Source organism: Micromonospora sp. NPDC005174, from assembly GCF_040608495.1.
Lineage (GTDB): Bacteria > Actinomycetota > Actinomycetes > Mycobacteriales > Micromonosporaceae > Micromonospora.
Genome location: NZ_JBEXIJ010000001.1, coordinates 78,908 through 97,383, shown reverse-complemented (window position 1 = coordinate 97,383; position 18,476 = coordinate 78,908). Strand labels below are relative to the sequence as shown.

Sequence of the window (18,476 nt, the reverse complement as noted above, 5' to 3'; positions counted from 1 at the left end):
GACGCGACGCCGACCGGTGGCCGCAGCGGATGACCGGACGGCGCGGGCAGGCTCGACCGCATGATCAGCGTGGAGAACCTCACCAAGCGGTACGGGCCGCACCCGGCGGTGGACGACGTGTCGTTCCAGTGCGAGCCGGGCACCGTCACCGGCTTCCTCGGCCCCAACGGCGCCGGCAAGTCGACAACCATGCGCATGATCTGCGGGCTGACCACACCGACCGCCGGTCGCGCCACCGTCTCCGGACACCCCTACCGGGAGCTGCCCAACCCGGGACGGGAGGTCGGCGTGCTGCTGGACGCCTCCGCCCAGCACGCCGGGCGCACGGGCCGCGAGGCGTTGACGCTGTCCGCGTACACCCTGGGTCTGGACAAGCGCGAGGTCGCCGCGAAGCTCGACCTGGTCGGGTTGAACGCGGTGGCGGCGAAGCGTCGGGTACGGGCGTACTCGCTGGGCATGCGCCAGCGGCTCGGCCTGGCGCAGGCGCTGCTCGGTGACCCCCGGGTGTTGATCCTCGACGAGCCGGCGAACGGCCTGGACCCGGAGGGGATCTTCTGGATGCGGGGTCTGCTGCGCGACTTCGCCGACCGGGGCGGCACGGTGCTGCTCTCCTCCCACCTGCTCCGCGAGGTGGAGGCGGTCGCGGACCGGCTGGTGGTGATCGGGGGTGGCCGGATCGTGGCCCAGGGCAGCAAGGACGAGTTGCTGGCCGGTGGCGGCACGGTGGTGCGGGCGCGCGACGACGTGGCGCTGCGTCGGGCGCTGGAGGCGGCCGACCTGACCGCCGCCGACAGCGCCGACGGCCTGCTCGTGCAGGCGGACGCCGAGACGGTCGGCCAGGCCGCGTCCGACGCCGGAGTCGCGCTGACCGAGCTGCGCCCGGCCGGCAGCGGCGGCCTCGAACAGCTCTTCCTCACCCTGACCGCCGGCGAATCCACCAGAGAGGCCGTCCGATGACCACCACCACCGCGCCCACCGCCGGCGCCGTCGCGCCCCGGCACCATTCCCCGGTACGCCGACCGTCACTGCTCCGGCTCACCGCCGTGGAACTGCGCAAGCTCGTCGACACCCGGGCCGGCCGCTGGTTGCTGATCACCATCGGCCTCGTCGTCGTCGCGGTCGTCACCCTCCTGCTGATCTACGCGGAGGACGCCGAACAGACCTTCGGCACCTTCTTCGTGACCTCGCTGCTGCCCGCCAACGTGCTCCTGCCGGTGCTGGGCATCCTGTCGATCACCAGCGAGTGGTCGCAGCGCACCGCCCTCACCACGTACGCGCTGGTGCCCCGGCGGGAACGGGTGGTGGCCGCGAAGCTGATCGCGGTGGTGCTGGCCGCGGTCGCCTCCGTGCTGGTCGCCGTCGCCGTCGCCAGCGTCGGGACGCTCGTGGCGTCGGCCACGGGCGGTGCGGGCACCTGGCAGGTCGGCGCGACGCTGATCGTCAACGGGGTGATCGTCCAGGTGGCCGTGGTGCTGATGGGTGCCGCCTTCGGCCTGCTGCTGCTCAACACGCCGTTGGCGATCGTCGGCTACCTGCTGCTGCCGACGCTCTGGTCGGTGCTCGGCGAGATGGTCCGGCCCCTGCGCGGTCCGGCCGAGTGGCTGGACACCAGCCGGACCATGGAGCCGTTGTTCGGCAGCGATGCGCTCACCGGCGGACAGTGGGGGCGGCTGGCGGTGTCCCTGCTCGTCTGGATGGTCCTTCCGTTGGCCGCCGGCCTGGTCCGGACGCTGCACCGCGAGGTGTCCTGACCATGGACGCGGCCGACTGTCGCCCCCACACGGTGGTCACCGGTGGTCCGCTGGAACTGGTCGTCCTGTGGGGTGGCTTCCCGCTGCTCGGCGCGGGCGCCGGTTGGCTCCTCGCGGCGTCGACGGGGTGGCTGGCCCGGTTGTCGTGGGTACCGTTCGGCGACCTCGTCAGGTGGTTGGACCGGCTGCCCGAACCGCAGGCGACCCTCGGCGCGATCGCCGTGGGCGTCCTCGCCGGCCTGGTCGTCGCCGGCGTCGGCACCGCCGAACGGCTGATCGTCACCGTGGACGGGGTGCAGGTCCGGCTGCGCCGCGCCGACCAGATCCGCACCGCCGCGCGGGCCGACACCCGGGTGGTCTTCCTGGCCGACAAGCACCTGGTGCTGCTCGACGGCCACGGCGCGGAACTCCTGCGGGAGTCGACGGACCTGCCGGCGGTCCAGTTGGCGGAGGCGTTCCACGCGCACGGCTGGGCCTGGGCGGACGACGACCCGCACCGGTCCGCGTACCGGCTGTGGGTGCCCGACCTGCCCGGCCTACCGGCCGGCGCGGACGCGCTGCTGCGCGCCCGCGACCGGGCTCTCGGACGGGACCGCCGCGACGACGTGCGGGAACTGCGCCGTGAACTCGGCCGGCTCGGGGTGGTGCTGCGCGACGAGGGTGGACGCCAGTACTGGCGGACCGTCGCCCCCAAAGCGGGACAGCCGACTTCGGCCGAGCGGGAGCCCGAGGGCAGGTAGCGTCAGTCCCAGGAGATCCTGGGAGCGCACGATGACCGAGCAGCAGCCGTACCGGGTGGTGTCCCGACACCCCGGCTTCGAGTTGCGTCGTTACCCGGCCCACCTGGTGGCCGAGATGCAGGTCCAGGCGTCGTTCACCCGGGCGCCGATCGAGGCGTTCCGGCCGCTGGCCGCGTACGTCGGTGGCGCCAACCGGGCCCGGCACCCCGTCGGGTCCGGCGTGCCGGCGACGTCGACGGCCAGCGACTCGGAGAAGATCGCGATGACCGTGCCGGTCGTCCAGATCGAGGGCGAGCGGCCGGGCGCGTACCTGATCCAGTTCGTCCTGCCGGCCACCGTCACCACCGCGACGGTGCCCGAGCCGGTGGACGCCCGGGTGCGGATCCGTGCGGTCGGGGCCCAACTGGCGGCGGCCGTGCGCTTCTCCGGTCGATGGACGGAGCAGGCGTTCAGCCGGCGGGCCACCCTGCTCGGCCGGTCGGTGACCGCCGCCGGGCTGCAACCCACCGGGGCCATCCGGTACGCGCGCTTCGACCCGCCGTGGAAGCCATGGTTCCTGCGGCGCAACGAGGTCGTGCTGCCGGTCGTGGAGTGAACGGGCGGTGGCCCGGCAGGCGGTCATCCGACCGTGCCGAGCGGGGACCGCGCGGGGCGGTGCCGCAGTGCCCGCCACGTCGGCAGCACGCTGGCGAGGACGGCCAGCAGCAGGCACAGCCCCACCACCGCGCCGACGACCGTCCACGGCACCACCAGGTCGACGGGTGCGCCCACCTGCTCGGCGAGGCCGGCACGGATGCTGAGCAGACCGACGAGCGCGACCGTCCCACCGAGCAGCGCGCCGATCAGCACCACCAGGGCGGATTCCGCCGTGACCAGCCAGACGACCTGCCTCCGGGTCGCCCCGGCCAGCCGGATCAGCCGCAGGTCCGCGGCCCGACCGGCGGCGGCCAGCAGCAACGTGTTGGCGACCGCGATGGCCCCGTAGCCGGCGGACACCCCGATGAGCAGCAACGTGAACAGCCACACCAGGCGTTCCTCGGCGGCGTCCGCCTCGGCAGCCCAGGTGGCGACGTCGACGACCCGCCCACCGACGGGTGGTCCGATCCGGTCCCGGACGTACACCGTGGACGTCAGGGCCGACGGGTCGTGCGCCCGCACCACCGCCCGGGGCACCAGCAGGTCACCGGGGAGCGAGCCGTCGGTGACCACGGCGACGACGCGTAGCGACACCGTCCTGCCGTCGGCGAAGACCACCTCGTACGGTGCGGACGGGCGCAGGTTCGTCGCGGCGGTGACCACCACCGTGTCGTCGCCCCGCAGGTCGCCCAGCGAACCGGCGACGACGGTGAGCACCCGGTTCGCGGCGGCGAAGCCCACCGGGTCCACGCCGAGAGCGGTGAGTGGACGGTTCGCCGGCAGCGCCCGGGGGTCGGTGCGGTAGACCGTGGTCGGCAGGAGGGCGGTCCCGCCGGTCTCGGCGACTGCCGCGTCCGACAGACCCGGTCCCCGCTCGGGCACGACGATCCAACCGGCGTTCACGTTGTCCGCCCGACCTGCCGCGTACGCGGCGGTCGTGGTGCGCACCATCCCGGACACCAGCACCGCGAACGCGACGGTGAGCAGAACCGGCGCGGCGATGGAGGCGGTCCGTCGGGTGGCGGTCAACGCCCCGCCCCGGACCAGCATCCCGATCGCGCCCCCGGGCCGCCGCACCGGTGACCGCAGCAGCCGTACGACCGGCCCGACCACCGCCGGCGCGAGCACTGTGGCACCGGCCACCAGGGCCATCACCGCGTAGAGGGCGTACTGCGCGGCGATCCGGGCCTCGTCGGCCGTCGCCGTTCCGACGCTGAGCGCGAACCCGGCCGCGACCAGGAGCACGCCGGTGGCGACCCGCACCCGCCCGATCGGCCGCTGCTCCACCGCGGCCTCGCGCAACGCCTCCAGCGGACGGACCCGTGCCGCCCGTCGGGACGCCGACCAGACGGCCAACAGCGCGATCACCGGTCCGGCGACGAGCGAGACCGCAACCGGCCAGAGGCTGTAGCGGACCGCGAAGGTCGCCGGCTCCAGACCGGAGTCGACCAGCAGCCGACCCAGCGCCGGGGCGAGCGCCGCGCCGACCAGCAGGCCGACGACTCCACCGCCGGCCCCGACGGCGAGCGCCTCGGCGTACACCAGGCGGCGGACCTGACGCCCGGTGGCGCCCACGGCGCGGAGGAGACCCAGCTCGCGGCGGCGCTGCGCGACGGTGAACGCGAAGGTGGAGGCGACCACGAACACCGTGACGAAGCCGGCGAGGGCCGCCGTGGCGGTGAGCACCTGCATGCCGATCCACCGGGTGCGGGCGTCACCACGAGGCTCCAACGCGCCACGCGCGTCGCCGGTCAGCACCCGTCCATCGCCGCCGACGACACCACGCGCCGCCAGGGCGACCTGTTCCGGGTCGGCGTCGGGCGCGAGCAGCAGACCGATCGCCCGGACGCCGGGCGCGAGCACGGCGGCCACCTCGTCCGCGACGTGGACGCCGGGTGCGGCGACCAGACCGCGCACGGTGTACGGCTCCGGACCCGAGGCGGTGAGGAGGGTGATCGACGCGCCGACCGGCAGCCCGAGCGCACGGTCGACGGCCACCTCGCCGGCCCTGCGGGGCGGACCGCCGGCCGTGGTGCGCAGTCCACCGAGCTGGGCGCTGGACCACCCGTGCCCCTGGTGGGCGTCCTCGCGCCGACTGTCGACGGCCACGGGGTGACCGTCGACGAGCGGCTGGGCGTAGAAGGTCCGGTCCGGAACGGCCGCCACGACGCCCGGCAACTCGGTCAGCTTGCCGACGAGGTCCGCCGCGACCTCGGCGGACCAGGGGCGGGTCGGCACGAACGAGTCGGGAGAGGCGCCCGCCTCCGGGCTCTGCACCACCACCGCCGCCCGCGCCAGCCGGTCCGGCACCTGCGGCCGGCCGGAGGCGAGCAGCAGGGTCGCCGCCGCGACCAGCGCGACCCCGAGAGCGACGGCCACGAACGCGCTGGCCGAACGCCGGACGCTCACCACGACGGCTCCCCGACGGTCTCCCGCTCGGCGATCCGGGCGGCGACGACGGCGGCGGTGATCCCGTCGGTCAACTCGTCGACCACGCGCCCGTCGGCGAGCAGGAGGACCCGGTCGGCGTACGCGGCCGCGCCCGGATCGTGGGTCACCATCACCACGGTCTGCCCGTGGTCGTCGACAAGCGCGCGCAGCAGCCGGAGCACCTGACGCGACGCCCCGCTGTCCAGCGCGCCGGTCGGCTCGTCGGCGAAGAGCACCGCCGGACGGGTGATCAACGCTCGGGCCACGGCGACGCGCTGCTGCTCGCCACCGGACAGCTCACTCGGCCGGTGCCCGGCCCGGTCGGCCAGTCCGACGGCGGCGAGCGCGGCGGCCACGTCCCCGGCCGGTGGACGGCGACCGGCAAGGCGGGACGGCAACTCCACGTTCTGCGCGGCGGTCAGTGTGGACACCAGGTTGAACGCCTGGAACACGAAGCCGATCCGGTCCCGCCGCAGTCGGGTCAGCTCGTCCTCGCCGAGGTCGTCCAGTCGGACACCGTCGATCGTGACGGTCCCCTCGGTCGGGGTGTCCAACCCGGCCGCGCAGTGCAGCAGGGTGGACTTCCCCGAGCCGGACGGGCCCATCACCGCCGTGAACGTGCCGCTCGCGAAGCTGGTCGTCACGCCGTCGAGCGCCGTCACCGGCCGTCCCGGGGTGCCGTACACCGCGCGTAGTCCCGTCAGGGTCACCGTGTCTGTGGTCATGGCCGTCACAGTGCCGCTTCCGGCCGGTGTCAGGCGTCGTGCCAGCGCGGACACTTTCTCGCCCGCCCCTGGGCGGACCTCGGGAGCGGGAGGCGACCCGGAGTCGTACCCGGGGATGACGGCCCACGGGTGGACGCGCCCGCCGCCGCTTGTCGATAGCGTTCGTGGCGTGATCGCTCACCTGCTGTCCCGGCGACTGCGGCCGGCGGACCTGTACGTCGTGGACGCCGTCCTGGCTGCGGCGGTCGGCGGGCTGCTCTGCCCGTACGCGGCGTTGGAGTCGCCGCTGCACGGCGGCGTCCGCGAGCCACTCTGGATCTCCGTGCTGGTCGGAATGGCCCTCGGGCTGCCCTTGGCCGTCCGGCGACGCTGGCCGGTCGCCGTCGCCGCCGTCATCAGCGCGGTCACCACCGTCGCCCTGATCACCGGCGTGATCCCCAACTTCGCCGCTGCCGCGCCGGCCCTCGCCATCGGCCTGTCCTTCTACACGGTGGCGGTGTCGACGACCACGCGCCGATCGATGCTCAGCGCCGCCGCCTGCCTCGCCCTGGTGAGCGTCGCGCTGGTGGTGACCGCGGGTGACCTCTGGTCGCGGACCGGGGCGGTCGTCTACGCCCTCGTCATGATCGCGCCGGCCTGGCTGATCGGCTGGCTGGTCCGGGAGCGGCGTGCCCTGGCCGCCCGGCAGAGTGACCACCTGGTCCGTCAGGCGGCCACCGAGGAGCGCCTGCGGGTGGCCCGCGAGCTGCACGACGTGGTGGCCCACACGCTGAGCCTCATCGTGGTGAAGGCCGCCGTCGCCAACCACGTCGCCGAGGCCGACCCTCGGGAGGCGGGTGCCGCCCTACGGGTGATCGAGGAGACCGGCCGTGGCGCGTTGACCGACGTACGTCGGGTCCTCGGCGTCCTGCGCGACGGCACCCCGTACGCCCCGACGCCGGGGTTGGACGAGCTGCCGGTGCTCGCCGAGCAGGCGGCGATCGGCGGCGTCGACGTACGGCTCGACGTACGGCGGGAGGAGCCGGCCGCCACGGTGCCCGAGTCGGTGGGCCTCGCGGTCTACCGGATCGTGCAGGAGGCGGTGACCAACGTGGTGAAGCACGCCGCTCCGGCCGCCTGCCTTGCCACGGTGACCGTCCTGCCCACCGAGGTGCGGGTGGAGGTGACCGACGACGGCCGGCGACCGGTGTCGACGGTCGGCGAGGGGCACGGGTTGATCGGCATGCGGGAACGGGTGGCGCTGCACGGCGGGGAGTTCCGGGCCGGTCCCCGCTCCGACGGTGGCTTCGCGGTGAGCGCCAGCCTGCCCTACCGGGTGGCCGCGTGATCCGCGTGCTGATCGCCGACGACCAGGCGCTGCTGCGCGGGAGCTTCCGGTTGCTGGTGGACCTCAGCGGGGACTGCACCACCGTCGCCGAGGCGGGCAACGGGGTGGAGGCCGTGGCGTTGGCCGGGCAGCACCGGCCGGACGTGGTGCTGATGGACGTCCGGATGCCGGAGATGGACGGCATCGAGGCGACGCGTCGGATCTGCGCCGACCCGGCCACGGCCGGCAGCCGGGTCATCATCCTGACCACGTTCGACCTCGACGAGTACGTCTACGGGGCGCTGCGCGCCGGTGCCAGCGGATTCCTGCTCAAGGACACCCCGCCGGCGGACCTGTTGGCCGGAATCCGGGTGGTCGCCGCCGGTGAGGGGCTGCTCGCGCCGACGGTGACCCGCCGGCTGATCGACGAGTTCGCCCGGCGGCCGGAGCCGAGCCGACCCCTGCCCCGACAACTCGACGGGGTGACCGAACGGGAACGGGAGGTGCTCACGCTGATCGGCCGTGGTTTGTCCAACACCGAGCTGGCGGGGCATCTCAACCTCAGCCAGGCCACGGTCAAGACCCACATCGGGCGGTTGTTGACGAAGTTGGCGGTGCGCGACCGCGCGCAACTGGTCATCGTCGCGTACGAGACGGGACTGGTAGGGCCGGGCGGCCTACGCTGAGCCGGTCGGCCGTACACCCAGGAGGAGACATGACCCGGTACGTCGCCCTGCTGCGGGGGGTCAACGTCGGCAGCACCCGCCTCGCGATGGCCGACCTGCGCCGGATCGTCACCGACCTCGGGCACGACGACGTCACGACGTACCTGCAGAGCGGCAACGTGGTCTTCGGCAGCAGTGTGCACGACGCGGAGAAGCTGGCCGCCGGCATCGAGCGGGCGCTCACCGACGAGCTGGGGCTCACCGTGCCGGCGCTGGTGCGCAGCGGCCGGGAGTTGGCGGCGGTGGCGGGCGGCAACCCGTACGCCGAGATCGACGACGACCCGAAGCGGCTGCTGGTGGCTTTCCTCGCGGTAGCGCCGAAGAAGTCCCTGGCCGACGCGCTCACCGTGCCCGGTGGTGAGAACGCGGCGTTCACGGTGACCGGCCGCGAGGTCTTCCTGCACTTCCCCGACGGTGGCTACGGCCGGACGAAGTTCACCAACGCTTACCTGGAGAAGCAGCTCGGCGTGGTGGGCACCACCCGCAACTGGAAATCGGTGCGCACCCTGGCGGAGATGGCGGCCGGCTGACCGGGCGGGCGCGGACGCCCGCCCGGGACCGGTCAGAAGTGGTACGCGGTCTCGTACTCGGGCACCAGCACCCGACTGCGGGGCGAGATCCGACGCACCGCCGCGATCATGTCGTCGAGGCGGGCGCGGTCGGCCGGCGCGACGACCGGCGGGTTCCGCAGCGGCGTCTCGAAGTTGTCCCAGTGCACCGGCACCACGACCTTCGGGTAGTCCAGACCGGCCAGCAGCCGGGGCAGGTAGTCGGCGGTGGTGGTGGCGCTCTGCATGGCCACCATCGCCACGTCCGGCGCCAGGCCGGTGAGGTTGCGCTCGGCGACGTCGCTGGCCCCGGTGAGGTAGACCGACGGGCCGCCCTCGACCCGCAGCAGGTAGCCCAGCGTGTCGCCCTCCGGCAGGTCCGCGATGGTCGCCGGCTGCGCCGGCTGGCTCACCCGCACCCCGGGAAAGGCCACCGAGTACGACGCGTTGCGGCTGTGCAGCGAGCCGACCACCTCGACGGTGTGGTCGCCGAAGTCGAGCACCTCCCCGCCCTTGACGGCGCTGAGCTGCGCCGACGGCACCCCGTAGGCCAACCCGAGGTGGTACGCGGTGAGCGTGCCGAACACCCGCGCGCCGGTACGCCCGGCGATGTACGGCACGTCCATGAAGTGGTCCCAGTGGGTGTGCGTGACCAGGACGGTCGTGGCCTTGTCGACGCGCGGGTCGATCACGTCGGTGCGCACGGCCAACGGGGTGTCCGTCTTGAAGGCGCCGGCGAACAGGCCGGTGTCGATCCGGCTGAGGAACGGGTCGACCAGGATGGTCCGGTCGGCGATGTCGATGCGCCAGCCGGCCGTACCCCACCAGCGGAAGCTGACCGCGCCCCTTGGACGGCCGGTCGGCGTGGGTGCGGCGGGCGGAGGCGCGGCCTGGGCAGGGGTGGTCGAGGCGGCGAGGCCACCGGCGGAGACCAGGGCGGTGGTGGCTGCGGCGTCGCGCAGGAAGCGACGGCGGTCGAGGTTGGGCATGTGGAGCTGCTCCCCGTGTTCGGGTGATCGGTCGAGACGAGCCAACCAGCACCGCCACGCTCCGGTCCAAGATCGAAAGCGCCCACCACCGATACGTCACCGCATATCGAGCCTGCTCAGCACAGGTGTCCACCGCCGGAGGTCGCGGGAAACTCAGTCGCCGCGCAAGGCCTCAGCGGCCGTGCGGGCAGCCCGCCCGACGGCCAGGTCCACGTCGATCCGGCGCGGGGCGAGATCGTCCGCGCGGGCGAAGACGGCGATTCCGTACCGGCCGCCGTCGGGGTATTCGGCGACTCCGGCCTCCAGGTGCAGCCCGGGCAGGGTGCCGGTCTTGCCGGACACCCGCACGGCGGGCGGGAAGCCGGCGGCCAGGCGGGTCCAGAAAAGCTGCCGGGCCATCCAGGCGCGGACCATCGCGCACGCCGACGCCGGCCCGGCCTCGTCCCGCCAGATCAGGCCGAGCAGCCGGGTGATGTCCCGCGCCGTGCTGGACGTGGTGCGCTGCGGGTCGAAGACCCGCATGGCCCGGACCCGGTCCGCCGGCAGGGTCGGGAAGATCCGCGCGAACTCCACCTCGGTACGCGCGCCCACGTCGGCGAGCATCATCTCGACCAGCTCCCGTGGGCCGCCGAGAACGCGGGTACGGCCGAGGCCCAGCTCGGCGGCGAGCATCGGCAGCAGGTCCGGGCCGACCCGGCGCAACAGCAGGTCGGCGGCCGTGTTGTCGCTCACCGACATGGCGAAGTACGCGAGGTCCCGCAACGACACCTCGGCGTCGTCGGCGCAGCCGGCCAGCCCCCAACCACCGAGCCGGTCGGCGGCGGTGACCAGGACGCGTTCGGTCGGGTCGACCTGGCCCGCCTCGACCTGCCGGGCGAACTCCAGCACCAGCAGGATCTTGAAGATCGACGCGATCACCACCTGCTCGTCGGCCCGCACACCGACCTCCCGGCCCGCCGCGTCCAGGTCCACGACGTGCAGGCTGGCGGTCACCCCGGCGTCGGCGAAGATGGCCTCGATCCGCTCCCCCACGTCCACCCCGGCACGGTATCCACTGGCGGTGCCCCGCCGCTGGCGTAGGGTCCGGCCGTGAACCTGCTCCGACATCTGCGGCACTTCGTGGTGGTCGCCCACGAGCTGCACTTCGGACGGGCCGCCGACCGTCTCGGGATGGCCCAGCCGCCGTTGAGCCAGTCGATCCAGCGGCTGGAACGGGAACTGGCCGTCGAACTGTTCGACCGCTCCCGCCGACAGGTGCGACTCACCACCGCCGGTGGTCTGCTGCTCACCGAGGCGGAGGAACTCCTCGCCGGGGAGGGCCGGCTGCGCAACCTCATGGTCCAGGTCCGCGCGGGTGAGCTGGGCGTCCTGCGCGCCGGTGTGCCGCCGGAGACTCCCGCGGTGACGCTGCGGGCTCTGCTGGACCAGCTCGCCACCCGTGCGCCCGGCCTCGACGTGGAGCTGCACGAGCTGACCACCGCCGAGCAGGTGCGGATGCTCACCGAACGGAGCCTGGACGTGGGGCTCGTGCACCACCCGGTCGACACGGACGGGCTGCGCTTCGGCGCCCCTGTCGACGTACCGCTGGGGGTGCTGCTGCCGCGGACCTCGCCGCTGGCGCGCGGCCGGGAGGTACCGCTCGCCGCGCTCGCCGGCCTGGACCTGGTGGCCGCGCCCCGGGCCACCGCGCCGGGCTGGCACGACCACCTGCTCGCGGTGTGCCGGCGGCACGGGTGGCAGCCGACGCGGGTACGGCCCGCCCGCAACCCGGAGTTCCTGTTCGGGTTGGTGCTGGCCGGCGGTGGGGTCGCCGTGGAGCCGGCGACCCTGGCCCGCCGGGAACCCCGGATCGCCTGGCGACCGTTCGCCGACGCGTCGCTGACCAGACGCACCTCGGCGGTCTGGCCGCAGCGGTCGGCCCACCCGGCGGCGCCGATGGTCGGGCAGCTCGCCGCCGAGGTGCTGGCCACCGCCGAGCCGGCGCCACCCACGTCGCCGTCGGTGCCGGCGGCACGGCCCTGGCCGGTGCTGTTCGACACGACCGGGTGAACCGAATCGCCGTTGCGCTCGTCACCTCGCTTTGGGCGGTGAATCGTCCACCTGCCCGGGTATGGATAACGGATAACGAATACGCAAAGGAGCCGCAGTGGCACTCACGATTCCTGACATCAGCCTGAACGACGGCACCACGATCCCGCAGCTCGGCTTCGGGGTGTTCCAGATCGAGCCGAAGGACACCGCCGCGGCGGTGACCACGGCGCTCGAGGTGGGCTACCGGCACATCGACACCGCCGAGATGTACGGCAACGAGGCCGAGGTCGGCGAGGCCGTCCGCACGTCCGGCCTCGACCGCGGCTCGGTGTACGTGACGAGCAAGTTGAACAACGGTTTCCACCGCCCGGACGACGCCCGCAAGGCGTTCGACTCGACGCTGTCGGCGTTGAAGATGGACTACATCGACCTGTTCCTGATCCACTGGCCGCTGCCGACCCTGTACGACGGCGACTACGTCTCGACGTGGAAGGTGCTGGAGGAGTTCCAGCGCGACGGTCGCGCCCGCTCGATCGGCGTGTCGAACTTCCAGGTGGCGCACCTGCAGCGGCTGGCCGACGAGGCGAGCGTGGTGCCGGCGGTCAACCAGATCGAGGCGCACCCGTACTTCACCAACGACGAGGTCCGCGCCTACGGTCGCGAGCACAACATCCTCACCGAGGCCTGGTCGCCCATCGCGCAGGGCAAGGTGCTGGACGACCCGACGGTGGTCGACATCGCCGGGCAGGTCGGCCGTACGCCGGCGCAGGTGGTGCTGCGGTGGCACGTGCAGCGCGGCGACATCATCTTCCCGAAGTCGACCACCCCGAAGCGGATCGAGGAGAACACCGGGATCTTCGACTTCGAGCTGGACGACGCGGCGATGGAGCGCATCACCGGACTGGACAAGGGCGAGGCCGGGCGGCAGGGCCCGAACCCGGACACCTTCGCCTACGTACCCCGCTGAGCGGCGCGCGCTGCCCCGGAGTCACTGCTCCGGGGCAGCGCGCTGTTCGGGGTGGGTCAGCCGTCCACACGCTCGGCGAGCCGGTGGAACACCGCCTGGGTCGGCGAGCCCGGCTCGGGCACGTAGACGATCAGCCGTTGCTCGGTCTCCGGCACCACCAGCACGCGGCACTCGAACTCCAGCGGCCCCAGCCCGGGGTGCGCCACCCGCTTCACGATGGGACGCCGCTCCTCGACCTCGTGCTCGGCCCAGAGCCGGGCGAAGCGTGGCGACGTGCCGAGCAGCTCGGTGACCAGCTCGCGGATCGCCGGATCGTCCGGGTAACGGCCGTAGGCGGCCCGCAGGTCGGCGACCGTGCTGTGCACGAACCGGCGGGCGTCGGCATCGGACCAGTGGGCGTCGGTCACCGGCTGCCGGAAGGTCCAGCGGATCATGTTGCGCTCCGCGTGCGGCACGGCCGCGAGATCCCCCACGAAGTACGTGGCCAGCCGGTTCCAGGCCAGGACGTGGTACGCGGCGTCGACGAGGTACGCCGGGGTCTCCGTCATGGCGTCGAGCAGGTGCCGCAGCCCGGGCGGCACCTCGCGGCTCGGTCCGACGGGCGACGGCGGGTTCTCCCCCGCGACCCGGAACAGGTACTCCCGCTCGTCGCGACTCAGGAGCAGCGCCCGGGCCAGCGCGGCGAGCACCTGCCGGGACGGGTGCGGCCCCCGGCCCTGCTCCAACCGGATGAAGTAGTCGATCGACATCCCGGCGAGCTGGGCGACCTCCTGCCGACGCAGCCCCGGCGTACGCCGCCGTACCCCGTCGGGGAGGCCGACCTCGGCGGGCCGCAGGCGGGCGCGCCGGGCGCGGAGGAACGCCGCCAGTTCGTCACGCCGCAGGCCGCTGGTCGTCATGCCTCCCAGCATGCCGCCTGCCGGGTCGGCCAGGGTGGTACCGCTGGTCCCAGCCTCGGGGCGTCTCTCCCCACCGGCCGCCGGCGAGCACAGGCTCGGTGGCATGACGAAGATGACCGCCCTGATCACCGGGGCCAACAAGGGAATCGGCCTCGCCACCGCCCGTCAGCTCGGCGGCCTCGGGATGACCGTCCTGGTCGGCGCGCGGGACACCGAGCGGGGCCGCGCCGCGGAGCGGGAGCTGCGCGACGGCGGCGTCGATGCCCGTTTCGTGCCGCTGGACGTCACCGACGCCACGTCGGTGGCCGCCGCCGCGAAACTCGTCGAAGCCGAGTACGACCGACTCGACGTGCTGGTCAACAACGCCGGCATCGTGCTCGCCGACGGTACGCGGGGGCTGCCCAGCGAGACGACCGTGGCGACGATGCGCCGGTTGTACGAGACGAACGTCTTCGGGGTCGTGGCGGTCACCAACGCGCTGCTGCCGCTGCTGCGCCGGGCACCGGCGGCACGGATCGTCAACGTCTCCAGCGAGGTCGGCTCGATCGCCGTGATGACCGACCCGGACGGCGCGCTCTTCGCGCTGACCTCGGTGCCGTACCCGTCGTCGAAGGCGGCGCTCAACATGCTCACCGCCATGTACGCCAAGGAGCTGCGGGACACCTCGATCAAGGTGAACGCGGCGAACCCCGGCTACTGCGCCACCGACTTCAACGGCAACAGCGGCTTCCGTACGCCCGAGCAGGGCGCCGAGGTGAGCGTGCACCTGGCGACCCTCCCGGCGGACGGGCCGAGCGGGTTGCTCTGGGGCTTCCAGATGGACGCCGGCGGTGGTTACGGCGTACTCGCCTGGTGAGACGGGCGCTTGACCTGGAGTGCACTCCAGCCGCCAGGGTGGTCCTCGGCGCCCACCGGCAGGGCGCACGGAAGGAGATCCCATGCGGTACCGCACGATCGGCACCGACCCGGCGACCCGGCGCGAGGTCAGCGTGCTCAGCCTCGGGGCCATGCTGTTCGGCAGCACCACCGACGAGGCCACCTCGTACGCGATCCTCGACCGGTACGTCGAGGCGGGCGGCACCTTCATCGACACGTCGGACAACTACGCGTTCTGGGTCGACGGCTCGCAGGGTGGCCAGAGTGAGGAGTTGCTGGGGCGGTGGCGGCGCAGCCGGGGCATCGGCACCGAGATCGTCATCGCCACCAAGCTGGGTGCCCGTCCACTGGCCCCCGGCACCAGCTACCTCGACAACGCCGAGGGTCTGTCGGCGAAGGTGATCCGCGAGTCGGCGGAGCGCAGCCGCGACCGGCTCGGCGTGGAACGGCTGGACCTGCTCTACGCGCACATCGAGGACCGCACGGTGCCGCTCGCGGAGACCGTGGAGGGCTTCGCCGACCTGGTCGCCGAGGGCACGGTGGGCCTGTTGGGCGCGAGCAACCACCGCGCCTGGCGGGTGGAGCGGGCCCGCGCGCTCGCCGCCGCCGCCGGCCTCCCGGGGTACGAGGTGCTCCAGTACCACCACAGCTACCTGACCCGGCGCACCGACGTGGCCAGCGAGCTGGACCCGGACGGCGACCCGGGCGCCGCCGGCGGCCACCTGCTCAGCTACCTGCGCGCCGAGCCGGAGCTGACCCTGGTGGCGTACTCGCCACTGCTCAGGGGGGCGTACAGCCGGGCGGACATGCCGCTCAGCGACGCGTACGACCTGCCGAGCGCACCCCGGCGGCTGGCCGCCCTGCGGGAGGTCGCCGGGCAGGCCGGCGCGACGGTGAACCAGGTGGTGCTCGCCTGGTTGCTCGGCGGTGACCTGCCGTCGATTCCACTGGTGGGCGCCTCCTCGGTGGCCCAGCTCGAGGAGAGCCTGGCCGCGGTGGAGCTGGAGTTGACCGCCGAGCAGCGGCACCGTCTCGACACCACCTGGTGACCTGCGACGACCGCCCCGCCGACCTCAGTCGTCGGCCGGCGGGGCGGTCAGGTCGAGCTGCCAGTCGTTGGCACGCATCAGGTGCCCGGGCGGGTACTCGAAATTCGTCTCGCCCAGCAGGGTGAAGCCCGCCTTGCGGCAGACCGCGTTCGAGGCGGGGTTGTCGACGGACGGGTACGCGTGCGCATAGCGCCGGTCCCGTCGGGCGCGCGTCACGTCGAGAGCCGCGCGCACCGCGGCGGTGGCCAGCCCCTGCCCCCGGTACGCGGGCAGCACCGCCCAGCCCAGCTCGTACACCGGTTGGTCACGCCACTCGCGAGCCCAGTAGCCGACGCTGCCCGCCCGCGTGCCGTCCGGCAGCACCACCGTGAACATGCACCCCTGCCCGCCCTCGGCGAAGTGCACGTACCGGTCGTGCCGGGCGACCACCTGCTCGTCGGTCTCCGGGCCGCCCGTGTGTCTGCGCGTGTCCGGTGAGTTGAGCAGCCGCAGCAGATCGAGATCATCCTCGTGCCACGGCTCGATGCGTACCTGCGTCATTCCGTCCCCCTCGTCGGTCCCAGTCAAGCCGGTCCCACCGACATTCCGTCCCGAAACGGCACGTGCTAGTTCCGATCTAGCGGACAGGCGATCGTCACCTCGCGCCTGTAGGACGGCGGGGTCGTTGGTCACACCGACCACGACGTCGCCGGCCATCGGACGAGAGGTAGGAATGATGAACACACGCTCCACCGGCCTGGCCATCGAGGCCGAGGGGCTCACCCGCACGTTCGGAGAGACCCGGGCGCTGGCCGGCATGGACCTGCGGGTGCCCGCCGGCACCGTCTACGGCCTGCTCGGCCCGAACGGGGCCGGCAAGACCACGGCGGTCCGGGTGTTGGCGACGCTGCTGCGTCCCGACGGCGGCACGGCGCGGGTCTTCGGGCACGACGTGGTCACCGAGGCCGACAAGGTTCGCAGCCGCGTCAGCCTCACCGGCCAGTACGCCTCCGTCGACGAGGACCTCACCGGCACCGAGAACCTGGTGCTGCTGGCCCGTCTGCTGGGCCTGCGCAAGCCGGCCGCCCGGGACCGCGCGGCGGCGCTGCTGGCCGCGTTCGGTCTGACCGAGGCGAGCGACCGCCAGGTGAAGAAGTACTCGGGTGGCATGCGACGACGCATCGACATCGCCGCGAGCATCCTGAACACCCCTGACCTGCTCTTCCTCGACGAGCCGACGACAGGCCTCGACCCGCGCAGCCGTAACCAGGTGTGGGAGATCGTCCGCGCCGTGGTGTCACACGGCACGACCGTGCTGCTGACCACCCAGTACCTCGACGAGGCCGACCAACTCGCCGGGCGGATCGCGGTCGTCGACCACGGTCGGGTGATCGCGGAGGGCACACCGGGCGAGCTGAAGTCGTCGGTCGGCTCCGGCACGGTCCACCTGCGACTGCGCGACCCCGGCCAGCGGCCCCAGGCCGAGCAGGTACTCCGGGAGGCACTGAACGTGCCGGTGCAGCTCGCCGCCGATCCGGTGGCCCTGACCGCCCGCGTCGGCGAGGCCGGCACCGATCTCGACGCCAGCGCGCAGGCGGCCCGCGCACTCGGTGACCTGGCCCGCGCCGGCATCGTCGTCGACGACTTCTCCCTCGGCCAGCCCAGCCTGGACGAGGTCTTCCTGGCCCTGACCGACCACCCGGCCGTGTCGGCCGACGAGCGCGACGACGAGCTGGAGGCAGCCCGATGAGCGACACCACCACCGCCACCACCGCCGAACGGGCACCGTCGGTCTACGTACCGTCCGCCGAGGCGTTGGCGACAGTCCTCGCGCCGGGCGCCCGACCGACCCGGCCGAGCGCGTTGGGCGCGTCGCTCACCTTCGGCTGGCGAGCCCTGCTGAAGATCAAGCACGTGCCGGAACAGCTCTTCGACGTGACCGCGTTCCCGATCATCATGGTGCTGATGTTCACGTACCTGTTCGGTGGCGCTCTCGCCGACAGCCCGCGCGACTACCTGCAGTTCTTCCTGCCCGGCATCATGGTGACAAGCGTCGTGATGATCACCATGTACACCGGCGTCGGCCTCAACACCGACATCGAGAAGGGCATCTTCGACCGCTTCCGGACGCTGCCCGTCTGGCGACCCGCCGCGCTGGTCGGAATGATCTTCGGGGACGTGCTGCGCTACATCCTCGCCGCCCTGGTCATCCTCGGTGTCGGGCTGGCGCTCGGCTTCCGGCCCGCCGGTGGCGTCGCCGGCGTGGCCACCGGGATCGGGCTGCTGGTGGTCTTCTCGTTCGCGTTCTCCTGGGTGTGGACGTTCTTCGGCCTGATCCTGCGCAGCGAGAAGTCGGTGATGGGGGTCAGCATGATGGTGCTGTTCCCGCTGACGTTCCTCAGCAACGTCTTCGTCGAGCCGACCACCATGCCCGGCTGGCTCCAGGCGTTCGTGAAGGTCAACCCGGTGACGCAACTAGTGGCCGCGGTACGCGCCGTCATGTCCGGCGAAACGGACCCGTCCGCCACGATGTGGCTCCTGGTGTGGAGCGCCGGCTTCGTCGTCGTCTTCGGCACCCTGACAATGCACCGCTACAACCGCCGCTAACCCGCCTCCTGCTCCCCCGCGCCCCGCGCCCCTGCCCCCGCCCCGTCGATCATGAAGTTGTGGTGGGCGACAAATCAGCCCGCAAATCCCCAAACCGGGCACCACAACTCCATGATCGACGAGACCTGACGGCGACTGCCCCGCGATCTTGCACTTGCTGTGGCGACATAAGCCACGGGAGCGCCCAAATCAACAACCGAAAGTGCAAGATCGCCGAG

The 18,476-nt window shown here is 73.0% G+C and carries 19 protein-coding genes; 13 read left to right on the top strand and 6 right to left on the bottom strand.

Translation table 11 applies throughout. The features are described 5' to 3' along the window. The first annotated feature begins 60 nt into the window (after positions 1-60). From ABZU91_RS00455 to ABZU91_RS00440, 4 genes are read left to right on the top strand one after another with little or no spacing between them, the layout of a single operon-like run. Positions 61-957, top strand: a complete 897-nt coding sequence (locus tag ABZU91_RS00455; protein WP_355232800.1) for an ATP-binding cassette domain-containing protein — start codon at positions 61-63, stop codon at positions 955-957. Next, a complete protein-coding gene (locus ABZU91_RS00450) occupies positions 954-1,751 on the top strand; it encodes an ABC transporter permease (RefSeq protein ID WP_355232799.1) in 798 nt (265 codons plus the stop codon). The genes ABZU91_RS00455 and ABZU91_RS00450 overlap by 4 nt, the downstream gene beginning before the upstream one ends. A 2-nt stretch (positions 1,752-1,753) precedes the next feature. Next, positions 1,754-2,491 carry a hypothetical protein gene (locus tag ABZU91_RS00445; RefSeq protein ID WP_355232798.1) on the top strand — a complete coding sequence of 246 codons (738 nt, stop codon included), beginning with the start codon at positions 1,754-1,756 and terminating at the stop codon, positions 2,489-2,491. A gap of 31 nt (positions 2,492-2,522) precedes the next feature. Continuing rightward, on the top strand, positions 2,523-3,086 hold the full coding sequence (locus tag ABZU91_RS00440) for a heme-binding protein (protein WP_355232797.1): 564 nt from the start codon (positions 2,523-2,525) through the stop codon (positions 3,084-3,086). A 23-nt stretch (positions 3,087-3,109) separates the two neighbouring features. Here ABZU91_RS00440 and ABZU91_RS00435 read toward each other — a convergent pair whose 3' ends face one another. Both ABZU91_RS00435 and ABZU91_RS00430 read right to left on the bottom strand, forming a co-directional pair. Beyond that, positions 3,110-5,536, bottom strand: coding sequence for an ABC transporter permease (locus tag ABZU91_RS00435; RefSeq protein ID WP_355232796.1), 2,427 nt, complete (start codon positions 5,534-5,536; stop codon positions 3,110-3,112). Continuing rightward, positions 5,533-6,282 carry an ABC transporter ATP-binding protein gene (locus ABZU91_RS00430; RefSeq protein ID WP_355232795.1) on the bottom strand — a complete coding sequence of 250 codons (750 nt, stop codon included), beginning with the start codon at positions 6,280-6,282 and terminating at the stop codon, positions 5,533-5,535. The genes ABZU91_RS00435 and ABZU91_RS00430 overlap by 4 nt, the downstream gene beginning before the upstream one ends. A 169-nt stretch (positions 6,283-6,451) precedes the next feature. Between ABZU91_RS00430 and ABZU91_RS00425 the strand changes: the two genes are divergently transcribed. Genes ABZU91_RS00425 through ABZU91_RS00415 form a run of 3 tightly spaced genes read left to right on the top strand, consistent with a single transcriptional unit; the run spans position 6,452 to position 8,843 of the window. Next, complete coding sequence (locus ABZU91_RS00425; RefSeq protein WP_355232794.1) at positions 6,452-7,609, top strand: sensor histidine kinase; 1,158 nt, start codon at positions 6,452-6,454, stop codon at positions 7,607-7,609. After that, positions 7,606-8,274, top strand: coding sequence for a response regulator transcription factor (locus ABZU91_RS00420; protein ID WP_355232793.1), 669 nt, complete (start codon positions 7,606-7,608; stop codon positions 8,272-8,274). The genes ABZU91_RS00425 and ABZU91_RS00420 overlap by 4 nt, the downstream gene beginning before the upstream one ends. A gap of 29 nt (positions 8,275-8,303) precedes the next feature. Beyond that, entirely contained in the window at positions 8,304-8,843 is a 540-nt protein-coding gene (locus ABZU91_RS00415) for a DUF1697 domain-containing protein (protein ID WP_355232792.1), read from the top strand. Between the two features lie 32 nt (positions 8,844-8,875). Here ABZU91_RS00415 and ABZU91_RS00410 read toward each other — a convergent pair whose 3' ends face one another. Both ABZU91_RS00410 and ABZU91_RS00405 read right to left on the bottom strand, forming a co-directional pair. After that, entirely contained in the window at positions 8,876-9,850 is a 975-nt protein-coding gene (locus ABZU91_RS00410; RefSeq protein ID WP_355232791.1) for an MBL fold metallo-hydrolase, read from the bottom strand. Positions 9,851-10,003: 153 nt separating this feature from the next. Continuing rightward, positions 10,004-10,957: a serine hydrolase gene (locus tag ABZU91_RS00405; RefSeq protein ID WP_355232790.1), complete on the bottom strand. Its 954-nt coding sequence runs from the start codon at positions 10,955-10,957 to the stop codon at positions 10,004-10,006. Here ABZU91_RS00405 and ABZU91_RS00400 point away from each other — a divergent pair. Both ABZU91_RS00400 and ABZU91_RS00395 read left to right on the top strand, forming a co-directional pair. After that, positions 10,940-11,899, top strand: a complete 960-nt coding sequence (locus ABZU91_RS00400) for a LysR family transcriptional regulator (protein WP_355232789.1) — start codon at positions 10,940-10,942, stop codon at positions 11,897-11,899. The genes ABZU91_RS00405 and ABZU91_RS00400 overlap by 18 nt on opposite strands. A 97-nt stretch (positions 11,900-11,996) precedes the next feature. Further along, a complete protein-coding gene (locus tag ABZU91_RS00395; RefSeq protein ID WP_355232788.1) occupies positions 11,997-12,848 on the top strand; it encodes an aldo/keto reductase in 852 nt (283 codons plus the stop codon). Positions 12,849-12,904: 56 nt separating this feature from the next. Here ABZU91_RS00395 and ABZU91_RS00390 read toward each other — a convergent pair whose 3' ends face one another. Continuing rightward, a complete protein-coding gene (locus ABZU91_RS00390) occupies positions 12,905-13,747 on the bottom strand; it encodes a helix-turn-helix transcriptional regulator (protein ID WP_355232787.1) in 843 nt (280 codons plus the stop codon). Positions 13,748-13,850: 103 nt separating this feature from the next. On the opposite strand from ABZU91_RS00390, the gene ABZU91_RS00385 reads away from it, so the two are divergent. After that, positions 13,851-14,603, top strand: coding sequence for an SDR family oxidoreductase (locus ABZU91_RS00385; protein WP_355232786.1), 753 nt, complete (start codon positions 13,851-13,853; stop codon positions 14,601-14,603). Between the two features lie 82 nt (positions 14,604-14,685). Beyond that, the gene (locus ABZU91_RS00380; RefSeq protein WP_355232785.1) at positions 14,686-15,672 is read left to right on the top strand and encodes an aldo/keto reductase; all 987 of its coding nucleotides are present in this window, start codon (positions 14,686-14,688) and stop codon (positions 15,670-15,672) included. A gap of 24 nt (positions 15,673-15,696) precedes the next feature. On the opposite strand, the gene ABZU91_RS00375 is transcribed toward ABZU91_RS00380, so the two are convergent. Further along, a complete protein-coding gene (locus tag ABZU91_RS00375) occupies positions 15,697-16,212 on the bottom strand; it encodes a GNAT family N-acetyltransferase (RefSeq protein WP_355232784.1) in 516 nt (171 codons plus the stop codon). 175 nt (positions 16,213-16,387) lie between these two features. Here ABZU91_RS00375 and ABZU91_RS00370 point away from each other — a divergent pair, with 175 nt between their 5' ends. After that, the gene (locus tag ABZU91_RS00370; protein WP_355232783.1) at positions 16,388-17,401 is read left to right on the top strand and encodes an ATP-binding cassette domain-containing protein; all 1,014 of its coding nucleotides are present in this window, start codon (positions 16,388-16,390) and stop codon (positions 17,399-17,401) included. Then, positions 17,398-18,258 (top strand): ABC transporter permease, encoded by an 861-nt coding sequence (locus ABZU91_RS00365; protein ID WP_355232782.1) that lies wholly within the window; start codon positions 17,398-17,400, stop codon positions 18,256-18,258. The genes ABZU91_RS00370 and ABZU91_RS00365 overlap by 4 nt, the downstream gene beginning before the upstream one ends. The last annotated feature ends 218 nt before the right edge of the window (positions 18,259-18,476 follow it).

Bases quoted from the DNA above. Each gene is read 5' to 3' on its own strand.
- ABZU91_RS00455 (WP_355232800.1), top strand. From the start codon at position 61: ATGATCAGCGTGGAGAACCTCACCAAGCGGTACGGGCCGCACCCGGCG.
- ABZU91_RS00450 (WP_355232799.1), top strand. From the start codon at position 954: ATGACCACCACCACCGCGCCCACCGCCGGCGCCGTCGCGCCCCGGCAC.
- ABZU91_RS00445 (WP_355232798.1), top strand. From the start codon at position 1,754: ATGGACGCGGCCGACTGTCGCCCCCACACGGTGGTCACCGGTGGTCCG.
- ABZU91_RS00440 (WP_355232797.1), top strand. From the start codon at position 2,523: ATGACCGAGCAGCAGCCGTACCGGGTGGTGTCCCGACACCCCGGCTTC.
- ABZU91_RS00430 (WP_355232795.1), bottom strand. From the start codon at position 6,282: ATGACCACAGACACGGTGACCCTGACGGGACTACGCGCGGTGTACGGC.
- ABZU91_RS00415 (WP_355232792.1), top strand. From the start codon at position 8,304: ATGACCCGGTACGTCGCCCTGCTGCGGGGGGTCAACGTCGGCAGCACC.
- ABZU91_RS00410 (WP_355232791.1), bottom strand. From the start codon at position 9,850: ATGCCCAACCTCGACCGCCGTCGCTTCCTGCGCGACGCCGCAGCCACC.
- ABZU91_RS00405 (WP_355232790.1), bottom strand. From the start codon at position 10,957: ATGTCGGAGCAGGTTCACGGCCGGACCCTACGCCAGCGGCGGGGCACC.
- ABZU91_RS00390 (WP_355232787.1), bottom strand. From the start codon at position 13,747: ATGACGACCAGCGGCCTGCGGCGTGACGAACTGGCGGCGTTCCTCCGC.
- ABZU91_RS00385 (WP_355232786.1), top strand. From the start codon at position 13,851: ATGACGAAGATGACCGCCCTGATCACCGGGGCCAACAAGGGAATCGGC.
- ABZU91_RS00380 (WP_355232785.1), top strand. From the start codon at position 14,686: ATGCGGTACCGCACGATCGGCACCGACCCGGCGACCCGGCGCGAGGTC.
- ABZU91_RS00375 (WP_355232784.1), bottom strand. From the start codon at position 16,212: ATGACGCAGGTACGCATCGAGCCGTGGCACGAGGATGATCTCGATCTG.
- ABZU91_RS00370 (WP_355232783.1), top strand. From the start codon at position 16,388: ATGAACACACGCTCCACCGGCCTGGCCATCGAGGCCGAGGGGCTCACC.
- ABZU91_RS00365 (WP_355232782.1), top strand. From the start codon at position 17,398: ATGAGCGACACCACCACCGCCACCACCGCCGAACGGGCACCGTCGGTC.